At 59.7% G+C, this 13404-nt stretch carries 8 protein-coding genes; 3 read left to right on the top strand and 5 right to left on the bottom strand.

The window, feature by feature from the left end:
- Window positions 1–22: 22 nt before the first annotated feature.
- The 4 genes from BLU85_RS22135 to BLU85_RS22120 form a co-directional block, all read right to left on the bottom strand.
- Entirely contained in the window at window positions 23–1369 is a 1347-nt protein-coding gene (locus BLU85_RS22135) for an NAD(P)/FAD-dependent oxidoreductase (RefSeq protein WP_092203388.1), read from the bottom strand.
- On the bottom strand, window positions 1366–2883 hold the full coding sequence (locus BLU85_RS22130; protein ID WP_092203386.1) for an aldehyde dehydrogenase: 1518 nt from the start codon (window positions 2881–2883) through the stop codon (window positions 1366–1368). Before BLU85_RS22130 ends, BLU85_RS22135 begins: the two co-directional genes overlap by 4 nt.
- A complete protein-coding gene (locus BLU85_RS22125) occupies window positions 2876–3787 on the bottom strand; it encodes a dihydrodipicolinate synthase family protein (RefSeq protein ID WP_092203384.1) in 912 nt (303 codons plus the stop codon). Before BLU85_RS22125 ends, BLU85_RS22130 begins: the two co-directional genes overlap by 8 nt.
- A gap of 624 nt (window positions 3788–4411) precedes the next feature.
- Window positions 4412–5365: a LysR family transcriptional regulator gene (locus BLU85_RS22120; RefSeq protein ID WP_092203382.1), complete on the bottom strand. Its 954-nt coding sequence runs from the start codon at window positions 5363–5365 to the stop codon at window positions 4412–4414.
- Window positions 5366–5683: 318 nt separating this feature from the next.
- Here BLU85_RS22120 and BLU85_RS22115 point away from each other — a divergent pair, with 318 nt between their 5' ends.
- Both BLU85_RS22115 and BLU85_RS22110 read left to right on the top strand, forming a co-directional pair.
- Window positions 5684–6661, top strand: a complete 978-nt coding sequence (locus BLU85_RS22115; RefSeq protein WP_256572874.1) for an alpha/beta fold hydrolase — start codon at window positions 5684–5686, stop codon at window positions 6659–6661.
- Between the two features lie 137 nt (window positions 6662–6798).
- Entirely contained in the window at window positions 6799–10887 is a 4089-nt protein-coding gene (locus BLU85_RS22110; protein ID WP_092203380.1) for a dermonecrotic toxin domain-containing protein, read from the top strand.
- A 31-nt stretch (window positions 10888–10918) separates the two neighbouring features.
- Here the strand turns inward: BLU85_RS22110 and BLU85_RS22105 are convergent, their stop codons facing one another.
- Entirely contained in the window at window positions 10919–11812 is an 894-nt protein-coding gene (locus BLU85_RS22105) for a LysR family transcriptional regulator (protein WP_060739538.1), read from the bottom strand.
- A 221-nt stretch (window positions 11813–12033) separates the two neighbouring features.
- On the opposite strand from BLU85_RS22105, the gene BLU85_RS22100 reads away from it, so the two are divergent.
- A complete protein-coding gene (locus tag BLU85_RS22100; RefSeq protein WP_371914252.1) occupies window positions 12034–13203 on the top strand; it encodes an MFS transporter in 1170 nt (389 codons plus the stop codon).
- Window positions 13204–13404 lie beyond the last annotated feature (201 nt).

The following is a 13404-nucleotide window of genomic DNA, read 5'->3' as shown; positions in this document are numbered from 1 at the left end:
ACCTCGGTCTTGCGACTCGACCTCAACCTTCCCGACCGGCCCGAAGTGCCTGCCAGCGAATGACTGAACTGACGCCCAACTGAGTCAACAACTTCGGTGGCAACTTGCTCGGCCCTGGGGCCTGGCTGTAGCGCTGCAAAAACTCCGACTGCGTACCGCTTGCCAACTCGGCGGCCATGACCCCGGCCAGGGTGCTCTTCACCGTGCCCAGACCGTTCTCGCAGCACGCGGCGTAGAGGTTTTCTTCCACTTCGCCGAAGGCTGGCGCGCTGTTGCGGCTCAGGCACAGGCGCCCTGCCCAGCTGAATTCGATGGGTGTCGATTTCAACTCCGGGAAACGTGCGTCGAGCGAGTGCCGTTGTTCTTCGGCCACCGCCGCAACACGCATTGGCGTCACGGTGATGTTCGGGTCGTAGGTGAATTTGGTGCGGATGACGATGCGCGATTGCCCGTTCGAGGTGATCTTGCGCACCGTCGCGCCCATCGGATCGGCGGGCAGCAGCGCCCAGCGGTCGTGACCGGTCACGTTGCGTTTGAATTCGTCGTGGCTGAATCCGGCGGTCATCGAGGCGTAGGTGAAGACGTGCAGCAGCCGCCCCTTGAAATGCCCGAAGTCTTCGATGTGGCCATTGACCGCAAGGATGACTTTCGGCGCCGAGACCCGGCCCTTGTGGGATTTCGCCACCCAGCCCGCTCCGGACTTCGACAGCTCGACAATCGGCGAGCGCTCGTAGAGGCTGATCTTCTGCCCCAGGCCCTGGGCCAAGTCGCGGATGTACTGTGCCGGCTGAATCATCACCGCGCCGGGGGTATACAACCCACCGTGGTAGTAATTCGAACCGGTGATTTCCAGCATCTGTTTTGCGTCGTACAACTCATGCCGCTCGCCGATCCTCGCCAGGGATTTCGCGTACTTGAGGTTCAGCTTCAAGCCGCGCTCGGTGGCTGCCGCATTGATCTTCCCGGAGGGGTCGAAGGTTTGCCGCGACATGCCGTACTCAACCGCAGCCTGAGCCGCAAAGTCGATGGCAAAGCGATTCTGGGCGATCTCCTGCGCAGTGGCGGCCTCACCGGCCACCGAGTATTCGCCGGAAGACAGGCTGTGGGGCACATCGATCATGAAACCGGAGTTGCGCCCCGCAGGGCCTTTGGCGATTTCATGGGCGTCGACCACCACGATGATGTCGTCGGGACGTAGCTGGGACAGCCGACGCGCCGCCGACAGACCCGCGAATCCCGCACCGATGATCAGCCAGTCCGCCGACACGTTCCCATCAAGCATTCGCACAGGGGCGGAACGCGTGGAGATCGCCTCCCAGCCTGAGACACCGGTGTCTACCGGCAGCCGCTTGATGGTGTGCTCGCTCATTTTACGGTCCCGTCAACCGACCGATCAGACACATCGATCCAGATGGTTTTGATTTCGGTGTACTGGTCGTGGGCGAACACCGACTTGTCGCGACCACCGAAACCGGACTCCTTGTAACCGCCGAACGGCGTCGAGGCATCGCCCTCGCCGAAGCAGTTGACGGTGACGATCCCGGCGCGGATTTCGCGAGCCAGCGTGATCGCCCGACGCAGATTGCTCGTGTACACCGAAGCGGCCAGCCCGTAGTGGGTGTCGTTGGCCAGGGCAATGGCTTCAGAGATCGAGTTGAAGGTCGTGACCGACAGCACTGGGCCGAAAATCTCTTCCTGGAACAGGCGGCTGTCGCGATCCACACCGTCGATTACGGTGGGCTGAATAAAGGCGCCGTCATGAGTGTCGCCGCCATACACGGCTTCCAGATTGCTCGCGCTGGCGTAATCCAGGTAGGACTTCACTTTCTCGAAATGGTCGCTGCTGACCAGTGCGCCCACGCGATTCTGCGGGTCCAGCGGGTCGCCCATTTTCCACTCGCGGAGATAGGCGCCCATGCGCTTGAGCAATTCGTCTTTGACCGATGCGTGAACCAGCAGACGCGAAGTCGCCGAGCAGTTCTCGCCCATGTTCCAGAACGCGCCGTTGACCACCTGTTCGGCGACCAGGTCGAGATCCTCGGCGTCGTCCATGACCACGGCCGGGTTCTTGCCGCCACACTCGAGCACTACACGCTTGAGATTGGAATCGGCGGCGTAGTGCAGGAAACGGCGACCGGTTGCGGTTGAGCCGGTAAAGCTCACCATGTCGACATCTTTGTGCAGGCCGAGGGGTTCGCCCACGTCCTTGCCGGTACCCGTGACGATGTTCAGCACGCCAGCGGGCACACCCGCTTCGAAGGCCAGCTCGGCGACACGCAGTGTGGTCAAGGTGGTTTGTTCAGCGGGTTTGACGATCACCGAACAACCGGCGGCCAGCGCAGGGCCGATCTTCCAGGCGAGCATCAACAGCGGGAAGTTCCACGGCAGCACACAGCCCACAACGCCAATCGGCTCGCGCACCACCATGGTCAAGGCATCGTTGCCCACAGGCGCGATGTGGTCGTAAAGCTTGTCGATTACCTCGGCATGCCAGCGCAAGGTGTGAATGGTGTCTGGCACGTCGACCAGTTGGCATTCACGCACCGGTTTACCGCTGTCCAGGCTTTCCAGCACCGCCAGTTCATGACGATTCTTTTCCAGCAGCTTGGCGAACTTCAGGAGCACGGCTTTGCGCTCGCCAGGGGGCAGTAGCCTCCAGCGACCATCTTCGAAGGCTTCTCTGGCTTTGCTGACGGCATAGTCCACGTCTTCGGCGGCACAGGCCGAAACCTCGGTCAAAAGCTCGCCGGTAGCCGGATTGACGGTGGCAAAGGTATTGCCGGAAATCGCAGGCTTGAAGGCGCCATTGATGAAGGCGGTGTTCGGAAACGACATCGACTTTGCGATGGCGGCATATTCGGCCGCAGTCAGAAGATCACGCATTGTTGGCTCCCGAAGTGATGTGGGCGACGGTACGTTTCACGTTGGTGATGACGGTCTGCAGGCTGCGCTTGTCGTCCGAATTGAGCGGACGCAACGGCGCACGTACGTCGCCGACCTTGAGCCCGTTCAACTCACAACCGAATTTGATGCACTGCACGAACTTGCCGCCGTCCAGCGCATTCATCAGCGGCATCATCGCGGACATGATCTGGCGGCCCTTGTCGAAGTTCTTCTCGACAACACAGGCTTCATATAACGCAACATGCTCTTTCGGCAGGAAGTTGGAACCGGCACACACCCAACTCCTGGCGCCCCAGGCAAAGAACTCAAGTGCCTGGTCATCCCAACCACAAGACAAGGCGATATGGGGAAATTCACGGGCCAGTAAATGAACACGGCCCATATCGCCGGAACTTTCTTTAATGGCTTTTACGTTTTTGGACTTGCCGACCCGAGCGAGGTATTCCTCGTTCATTTGCACGCACATGCGACCCGGATAGTTGTACAACATGATCGGCATATTGGCCGCGCGGTCGATGGTCAGCGCGTGAATGGCGTTTTCCTGATCGGTCGGCAGCGCGTAAGGCGGTGTGGTCACCAGGATCGCGTCGGCCTTGATCCGCTTGGCATCTTCGGCAAACAACACCGCGTCTTCGGTGCGAATGGCGCCGGTGCCGATGATCAACTGCACGCGGGTGCCGATGACTTCCCTGGCATGTGCGGCGAGCTTGAGGCGCTCCTCGGCAGTCTGCGCATAATATTCGCCGGTGGAACCGCCAATGATGATCCCGTGCACTTTCGCTTCGATCAGAGATTCGAGAACCTCGGAAAAAACGCTCCAGTCGATTTCACCATCAGGCGTATGCGGCGTAACCGCCGGTGTGTAAATGCCTTCGAATTTCAAGACGATATTCTCCGAATAGGAATGGCCGTGGCGTTTAAAAAGAAACGACCAATAAACAACAGCAAAACTTGCGCGGCCGAAGCCCTGGAACAGAAATAAAGTCCCGCTGGTTTCCGGGACGAGGCCCGATGTAAAAACAAATAACCCAGGTGTGAAGCTGCCGTTGACTCAGGATTTAACCCTGAGCTTTTATCAACGCAAAGAACTTCAATGTCCTTTCGCAATCGCGCAACGAAACATATTTGCGGGCCGATTCACGTACATCGAGCAGGCCGCAGAAAACGCTGAAACTTTAGAATACGTTCGGTCGAGATACGGCCTTTACATCAGGCAGGCACTGTTCGACACAAGGCAGATGAGCAATCGCTTTAATCAACATGGTCAGACCGTATCTATCCCAATTGGCAGTGACGACGGTTTCTTATTTTCAGCACGTATGGAAGGTTTCCATCGGCTTTTTGCACGCCTCGAATCCTCTTGCATCGACCCGAGGATTATTGGCGGCTTGTGTGAAGATTACGTGTCGGACGCGCTTGCCAACAAGAAACCTTTTCACTGGGCAATGCATAAAAAAATGTTATCGATTGGCCGGCCAGGATGTCGTTCGCGCAGGTTGTGCCCGATTCATTCGAACTGCGACAGCACCCAGTCCCTGAACCGGCAACAGGCCTCGTCGTGCTCGCGGTCTTCCCTGAACGTCAGGTAGTGCTGGCTTTCCTTGAGCACCACTTCTTCAGCGACCGGCCGCACCAGCAATCCGTCGTCAATCAGCTTTGTCACCAAGTGGTTCCAGCCAAGAGACACGCCCTGATGGGTCAGCACCATGCTGATGATGAGGTTGTAGTCGTTGGCATTGAGCACGTGAGGGCTGTCATGTGGACGCTCGTCAAGATTGACGTTGTGGAAGGCGAACCACACATTCCAGTCCACATGTTCCGCCACCTGCGAACGGCCGTAGGGGCTGAGATTGAGCAGCACGCCATTGCGCAGCCCTTCCAGGCTCGACAACTCCGGGTGAGCGTCTCGGTATTGCGGGGTACAGACCGGATAGATCACGTCGTGAAACAGCGGATAGCTGCGGTAGCCATCCTGGATCCGTGCCATCTTGGTGATGAAAATATCCGGGCGAATGCCAGGCTCCATCGACAGAAAGTTCTGGGTGGTGATCAGGTTGAGATCAATCTCAGGATTCTGACTGAAAAAGGCAGGCAGTTTCGCCGCCAGCCAGAGCGCCGAAAATGCCGGAGAGCAGCACAGGGTCAGCACGCGCTTCCCGGCGTTATGGGTGCGGATGCGCTCAGCCGCCTGGGAGATATTCACGAATGACATTTGCGCTGCGTCGAAGAAAATGGCGCCAGCTTCGGTCAACTCGACCGCACGACCGACTCGCCTGAACAGCTCTACGCCAAGATACATTTCAAGCTCGCGAATTTGCCGGCTGATCGCTGCCTGGGTCACGCACAGTGCCTCTGCGGCGCGGGTGAAGCTTTGATATTTGGCGGCTGCCACGAAGGACTTGACTGCCTTGAGAGAAGGCATTTTCAGCAACGTCAAATCTGGATCGATGTGCTTGACCATAGCGTTAACGAGTCATCCATTTTGAGAAATAGGCAAATACTGGAACTGAGAGATGGATCTTTAGCAGGTTGCAGATGTAAGTACGATGCGTTTTTACACAGTCTCAGCCGAAAGGAGCCTGGCGCCACGTCCGCCCCCCGCCTTTCTTCTGCCGCCCTCAATCGAAGCAGCACTTTTCGCCTGTTGTCGGAACTGTCAGCTCTGACAGTAGCGAAAGTGCCCGGGGTAGCTTCAGGCTTCCAGACGTCGATGCTCAATCAAGCCGTTCGACCTTATGAGCTGTGATTCGTAGCTCATGAAATTAATCTGGCTCCAAACATGGACAAAAAATTGTTGAACACAATCGCCTGGTCGGGCCGCGCAGCCATGTCCCCCAAACACCACGCCACCTCGCCTTCAACGGAACAAAGCAGCGTCGTTGTCGACGGTGCGACATTTACACATGCCTATGCATCCGTGAACGGTATTCGCCTTCACTACCTCATGGGCGGTGACGGCAAGCAACCGGTTCTGCTGGTGCACGGGTTCCCAGGCAGCTGGCGTAGCTGGGAGCCTTTGATGGGTGCATTGGTACGGGCCGGTTTCAGCCCCATCGTTCCTGATTATCGCGGCGCCGGCGAAACGGATATTTCCGTCGATGGCTACGCCAAAAAAAGTATGGCGCATGATCTGCACGAACTGATCACCCTCTTGAACATCAAGCAGGTCGATATCATTGGCCATGACATGGGCTTGATCATTGCCTACGCCTACGGGGCGCTTTATCCGCTTGAAACCGGGCGCATTGTATTGATGGATGGATTCATTCCGGGCGTTCCCGGGTGGGAGGTTGCCTATAACGGGGATGCTGCAGCCGGCATTGCCAGCAAATGGCACTTTCGTTTCTTTGGCAAAGCGGCCCTCACCCTGATTCAAGGGCAAGAGAAAACCTACCTGGACATGTTCTTCGATGACTTCGTATTCGCCGGCAATACTCAAGTCAGTCGTGAGGTGCGACAGGCGCTGGTGCAAGACTACTCCCGGCCTGGACGCATGGAAGCGGCCTTCAAGCTCTATTCAGCCTGGGTAGAACATGACGCGAACGACAACCTGGAATTCTCCAAGAACAAATTGGTTGTCCCACTGCTCACCATCGGCGGGGACCACTCGAGAGGAAAAACCTTGGCCGAACAGGCCTTGTACATTGCGACGCAGCCGCACTCATTGATACTGGTCGATACCGGGCATTGGGTGCTGGAAGAACAAACGCAGGCGACTCGCGAAGCTATCCTGGCATTCTTCACGATCACTCAATGATCCGTCAGCGCCCACGTCATAGCGCTCATTGATGGTGCTTACCCTATCGCCCTTCCCCCCATGCGGTACCTATATACCACCCACCCGAGTTTTTCCTGAATAGGTTGTGCTGCCAACATTCCTCCAGGAAGAAAGCAGTGGAACACACCCCCCTTGCAACATCTCATGACTTGCCGCTCGCCGACAGCGCCGCGCTGGCGGATGCCCCGCTGATCAGCCAGCTCAAGGCGTCGCAGCAACACATGATCCGCCTGAACGACGCCGTCCCGCGGCCTTCCAAGGTGATGAGGCAACACCTGGATTATTGGTTCAGGAGAACCTTTCCTGCCTTGGCGGGCAGCATGACGGTACACGAGCTGTCCGTGCGCACGCTGCGAGAAGAGACGATCCCGCCTGCGCAGCGCACAGCCGATGCCCCGGCAACCGGCAAGACGGTGACGGGCACCCTCTTGCTCGAAACGCTTTTGCTGCAAGTCGTCGCCGGCAGGATCGATCCGCGTGCGTTCTTCCGTGACCTGGACAACATCGAGATTGTCACCCGCCAGGACAACACCGCCGCAGCGCCCGCCGTCCTGAACGAGCGCGCCGTGAAAACTGAAATCAAGCGGCTGATCAGCGCCACGCCAGCGCTTTATGCACGACTGCTCACCCGTGCACTGGATGAGTTCTGGAACAAACCGGCCGACTTCAGCCAGGACCGCAACGTCGGCGACTGGCTGGCGGACGAACTCGCCAGGCAACTCAAGGCCCAGGCCGATCTGCATCGGCTGGACACGACATTGAGCCCGCAGATGCATCAGGCGCTGACCGACCATGCGTTGTCGGCGCCGGACGCAGCGTCTCGTGCACAGTTGGCGGAACGGGTCCGACCCGGGGTGTTCAGCCTGGGGATCACCCCCCGCCGGTGGGGCTTCAGCGTACCGGTGTCGGGCGCCGTGGCCTTGTCGCGGCATGACAACACCAGCGATTCGGGACATGCCGTGCTGTACCGCCCGGGCCAGCCGTTGCAACTGTATGACACGCTGGTGGCACTCAAGGCTGGCCTGGCGCAAGACGGCAACGCTGGTGATGAAGTCGATACCGCGCCTGTGGCCGAGCACTTCCTCACTCGCCTGGTCACGGAACTGCGGAAGGAACAGAAAACCGCCGTGTGCGATGCCGTGCTGGACGGTCCCGCGGCGTCGGAAGAAATCAGCGCCTGGATGAACCGGGTCGATGTGGCCGCGGATATCGGCCACAAGCTGGACCTGGCGAACGTCATGGGCGAGCGCGAATTGCGGTTAAACCTCAAGAGACTCAACGACTGGCTGCACGGCAACCCGCACGTTACCGCCAGCGATCGCCTGGCATGGTGGGCGGCGACGCGGGCCCTGCACAAAACCCTGACGGATCTGCCCCCGCCGCCAGACCCAGTGACGCTGGCCACCATGGACGCTCTTCGAGACCGGACCCGTCAGTTGCTCGCCGATGTCATCAAGGCGAAATACCCGCCGGTCGACCCTGAGGACGTGTCCCTGAGCATCAGAAGAACCGTGGTCGATCCCCACGCACCGATGGGAAGCTCGCCGTTTGGTTCCGGGGTCTCGCAAGGCAGCGTGAAGGGAATCGTCGATGACCGTCGCTCCCTGACGCAGTGGGCGATGTCCAACCTGACCCAGGACGAACGCCATGCCTCCCACCCAACCGTGGAAGGGCCGCTGAGCTTCGCGCAAATTGTGGACGTCATTGAAAGGGCGAACATCGGCGCCCGGCTTCCGGCCGAGCTGCAACGCGTGGCCCGGGCACAGCAGGCGCAGTGGATGGCCTTGAAAGCGCAACAGATGCGCGCCCAAGTATGGGCCGCGCATCTTTCGGGAGACTTGCGACACGACCGGGACAATACCGGCTTGAAGCTGGTGCTGGCGGCACTGGACGGCCCGACCGCGACGGCGCGCGACAAGGTCAACGGGCACGAGGTGGTGGTCCGCCAACTGCAATGGGGCGACAGCGTGCTGAAGGAATTGCTGGCGTTTGGGGTGAAGGCGACGGCGAGCCGCCCCTCGTTGACGCTGTACACACCAGGCGCCCCCGACGGCAAGACGTTCAGGGACGTGGATGCGCCAAGCGCGCGGGCGTTGGAAATGACGTTGGCGCACACACTCACTGCCACGCCGGAGATGACCCGCTGGCTCATTTCGCACCTGCCGCTGCTCGAACAGGCCAAGCAACTTGCCAGCATGGTACCGACCTCGGAGGACCTGGCGCTCGAGGAAAAAATCAAGAAAGTCACACAGTCTGTCTTCGCGTGGGCCAAGGACCGGGCACAGGAGGATTTCGCGAAGACCATCGCTTCGCCCATCGTCGAGGGGGATGTGTTCAAAGCGTTGCATGAGACGCAAATCGCCCATGGGATCAAGACGGTGGACATGTTGACGGTGACCCATGCCGAGCGCGACAGCACCTACGCCCAAGAGGGACGCCGCAGCGCCGTCATGCTGCTGACGGGAGCGATGTCGATGTTCCCGGCAGGCCGGCTGGGCGGCCTGCTGGGACGAGCGATCCTGCCGACCATGGCCGGCGGTGCCGCGGTGTCGGCGATAGACGATGAGAACGGCAGCCTGCAGCAATGGACCCTTGATTTTATCGGCGGGCTGGGGGAAGTCATCGCCGAGGCGGGGCAGGACTTGATCATGGCCCGCGCCGGACGCCGTCGCAGACAAGCACGCCCGGCGCTATCGGCGCTCCCCGCCATGACGGACCCGGAACTGGAGCCGTACCGGCTCAAAGGGTTCGACGGCCACGGGTTGATCCACGAGGGTCGCCACCGGTACAGGGATGCAAGCGGACAAGGCTACCTGATGCTGGAGAACGGCTATTACAAGACGGCGGTCCAGGCAGGCGAGCAAATCATCTACGCGCCCGACAACCGCTCGAACCAACGGACTGTCATTTGGGAGAATGATCGTTGGCAGGTTGAAGAACGGCAGCGCCTACGCGGAGGCGGCGCGCTCCAGAGCCTGTTAAGACGAGCCCCGCAGACACCGCGAGAGCGCAATTTCAATGCATTGGTGGAAGGGGTGCTGGTCAACAATCGCTACCCCACCCTCGAAGCCGTCAACACGGCAAAGGAGATTTTCCACTCCATGCCCGACGCGCTGCTCGAACGCATACTCGACGAAAGCATGGCCGACATAGGTGCGCTCGACCTCAACGCCTATCTCTCGAAAATAAGGGACCTGACCCAGGGCCGGGGCAACCTCTCTCGGCATCAGGCCGCCCACGACGATCTGCTGGACAAGATGAACACATGGCGAATCGTGACCCTTAGCTATAAAGACATCGAAGCTAACGTGCCTGACGTCGAACTGAGCGAAACACAGAAAATAAAAATATATGACACGATCATTTCACACAAAAACGTGTTCTTTACCGAAGATCGGATCCAGGTGCACACCACCCTCATCACGGACAACCTGACCGGCGCGGTCTTCATGACCTTCACGCCTCATAAGGGCAGGAAAAGAGTGGCCATGGACAAGATATCCAAAGACACCCGGGCCATGTTGCACGCCGTGGAAGCCAAGTTGAATGCCAAGGCCCAGGCGTTATATCCGGGGGACAGGCCGCAAGAGCAGGCCGCCCGAGAAAACTACATGGCTTCGGAAGATTATTACAACGAGATGATCACTGCGCTTCGGGAAGAGAAGCAGCGTCTGCACAAGCCTGGCCTGTTGACGGAAATCAGGAACAATCGCGTGCCTTATCTCATTGTCAACAAAGGCAAGACCCAGCGAAATACCATGCTGCTCACCGGCGAAGACGTTACAAACTTCACCCGTTCGCTCGCAAACTATGAACCCTTCGACATCGAAATCGTTACACAGGCCAAGTCCAACAAAGTGACAGGGACACCCTCACCCACCGTCCCCATGGTTTTACCCGCTCCAGAGCCTGTACCGGATAAATTCCAGACCCGCACCAGCCCATTGGCCGAAACACAGATGTCATACGCCAGCTTTCCCAAGGAGGCTGAAGCCAAGGTCGGGGAAATCCTGACAGATATCCGCGCCGGCAGGATAACCACCAAGCGAATCTATCGGTACTACTGGTACACCATGGCCCAACTGTCCCCCGGCGGTGGCAAAGGCGCATGGCGCGCCGCGTTCGAACGCCAGGGCGACACCTGGATACTCCAGGGTTTTTATGATTACCACGGCAATAAGCCCGCGACGGTCTGGGAAGGCTAGGCCGATCGAATCGAGGTCGAGTGGTTGGGGATCAACAGCCAGTGCCTTGCGTCAATAAATCCACAAACGCCTTCGCCATCGGCGAACGCTGTTCTTTGCGCTGCACCAGCCACACGGCCGAGACCGCCGCCGGATCGAGCAGCGGTCGATAGACCACGCCATCGATGCGCATACGTTGGTAGGACGCCGGCAATACCGAGACCCCCAGCCCTGCCGCGACCAGGCCGATGATGGTCATGGCCTCACCGGCTTCCTGGGCGAAGTGCGGGCTGAAGCCGGCGTCGCGGGCCAGGCTCAGCAATTGCGCGTAGAGGCCGCTGCCGTAGCTGCGCGGGAAAAACACGAACGGTTCCTGGGCCAACGCCGAGAGGAACAGGCCTTTTTCATCGCCCTGGGCCAGGGGATGCTTGGCGCTGAGCACGGCCACCAGGGGTTCGCGGCTGAGTTCGATTTCCCTCAGGGCGTCGGGCAGCGGCAACGGCCGCATGATACCGACCTCGATCGCCTCATCCAGCAATGCGTCGGCCACTTGGGTGCTGCTCATTTCCCGCAGGTTCAGATGCACTGCGGGAAAACGCTGACGGAACGAGAAAATCGCCTGGGGAATGGTGGAGTTGAACGGCGCCGAGGAGGTGAAGCCGATCTTCAGCTCGCCCAGTTCCCCCAGTTGGGCACGGCGGGCCACGTCGGCGGCCTTGTCGACCTGGACCAACACCCGTCGCGCTTCTTCAAGGAACAGCCGCCCAGCCTCGCTCAATTCGACTCGACGATTGGTGCGCTCGAACAACCGTGCGCCAATCTCCTGTTCCAATGCCTGGATCTGCTGGCTCAACGGTGGCTGGGAGATGCCCAGGGCCAGCGCGGCGCGGCCGAAATGCAGCTCTTCGGCAACGGCGATGAAGTAACGCAGATGTCGCAGTTCCATGGGCCACCCAATAGGTCGTAAAACGTCTTAAACAGGTCGAATAATATATTGGATAGAAACATTAGCTGGCTATATGCTTTTTTCATTGCCTGCCTGATCGTGTCCTTGCGAGGTCCACCGTGAAAATTGCTGTCGTTCCATTGGCCCATGAAATCCCGCCGCGTGCGCAGGACGATGTCGTCGCCGAACTCACGGACATCTACATCGAGAAAGGCACGCCGATGTTCATGCGCACGGTGCTGGCGCTGTTCTGCGGTGGCTTTGCAACCTTTGCCCTGCTGTATTGCGTGCAGCCGATGATGCCGCTGCTGTCCAAGGAATTTTCCATCAACGCGGCGCAGAGCAGCCTGATCCTGTCGGTGGCGACCGGCATGCTCGCCATCGGCCTGTTGATCACTGGCCCGGTTTCCGACCGCATCGGCCGTAAATCGGTGATGGTCACGGCGCTGTTCGCCGCGTCGGTGTGCACGATCGCCAGCGCCATGATGCCGACCTGGCAAGGCGTCCTGCTGCTGCGCGCCTTGGTCGGGCTGTCGTTGAGCGGGTTGGCGGCGGTCGCGATGACGTATCTGAGCGAAGAGATTCATCCCAAGCACATCGGCCTGGCGATGGGGCTGTATATCGCCGGCAACGCCATCGGCGGCATGTGCGGGCGCCTGATCACCGGGGTCTTGATCGACTTCGTCAGTTGGCACACCGCGATGCTGGTGATTGGCGGCCTGGCGTTGATCGCGGCGGCGGTGTTCTGGCGGATTCTTCCCGAGTCACGCAACTTCCGTCCCCGTTCGCTGCACCCACGCAGTCTGCTGGAGGGTTTCACCCTGCACTTTCGCGACGCCGGGTTGCCGCTGCTGTTTCTCGAAGCCTTCGTGCTGATGGGCGCCTTCGTGACGCTGTTCAACTACATCGGCTACCGCCTGCTGGCCGAGCCTTATCACCTGGACCAGGCTTTCGTCGGGTTGCTGTCGGTGGTGTACCTGTCGGGCATCTACAGCTCGGCCAAAGTCGGCGCACTGGCGGACAGACTCGGTCGCCGCAAAATGCTCTGGGCGACCATCGCGCTGATGCTGGCCGGCCTCGTGCTGACCATGGCCGCCCCGCTGTGGCTGGTGGTCCTGGGCATGTTGGTGTTCACCTTCGGTTTCTTCGGCGCCCATTCGGTCGCCAGCAGTTGGATCGGCCGCCGCGCCCTCAGGGCCAAGGGCCAGGCTTCGTCGCTTTATCTGTTCAGCTACTACGCCGGATCCAGCGTGGCGGGTACGGCCGGCGGCGTGGCCTGGCACCTGGGCGGTTGGAACGGGATCGGCCTGTTCATCGGTGGCTTGCTGGTGATCGCGTTGTGGGTGGCGGTGAAGCTGGCGAAATTGCCGTTGCTGCCGGGGAATATGTAGGTCTAGCCATCGCTATCCACATTGGAAACAAAGTGGACACTTTGTGGCGAGGGAGCTTGCTCCCGCTGGGTGGCGCAGCCGCCCCAAAACCAGCCACCGCGGTGCAACAGGTAAACCCTGTAAACCCGTTTACGACTGCTGCGCAGCCGAGCGGGAGTAAGCTCCCTCGCCACAAAGGCCACTCGTGCCCTGATCAAAACT

It is taken from the genome of Pseudomonas sp. NFACC14 (assembly GCF_900106885.1).
Classification (GTDB): domain Bacteria; phylum Pseudomonadota; class Gammaproteobacteria; order Pseudomonadales; family Pseudomonadaceae; genus Aquipseudomonas; species Aquipseudomonas fluorescens_AA.
Note: the sequence above shows the minus strand (reverse complement) of the source record. Positions and strands in the feature narration are given on the sequence as shown.

Bases quoted from the DNA above. Each gene is read 5' to 3' on its own strand.
- BLU85_RS22135 (WP_092203388.1), bottom strand. From the start codon at position 1,369: ATGAGCGAGCACACCATCAAGCGGCTGCCGGTAGACACCGGTGTCTCA.
- BLU85_RS22130 (WP_092203386.1), bottom strand. From the start codon at position 2,883: ATGCGTGATCTTCTGACTGCGGCCGAATATGCCGCCATCGCAAAGTCG.
- BLU85_RS22120 (WP_092203382.1), bottom strand. From the start codon at position 5,365: ATGGTCAAGCACATCGATCCAGATTTGACGTTGCTGAAAATGCCTTCT.
- BLU85_RS22115 (WP_256572874.1), top strand. From the start codon at position 5,684: ATGGACAAAAAATTGTTGAACACAATCGCCTGGTCGGGCCGCGCAGCC.
- BLU85_RS22105 (WP_060739538.1), bottom strand. From the start codon at position 11,812: ATGGAACTGCGACATCTGCGTTACTTCATCGCCGTTGCCGAAGAGCTG.
- BLU85_RS22100 (WP_371914252.1), top strand. From the start codon at position 12,034: ATGTTCATGCGCACGGTGCTGGCGCTGTTCTGCGGTGGCTTTGCAACC.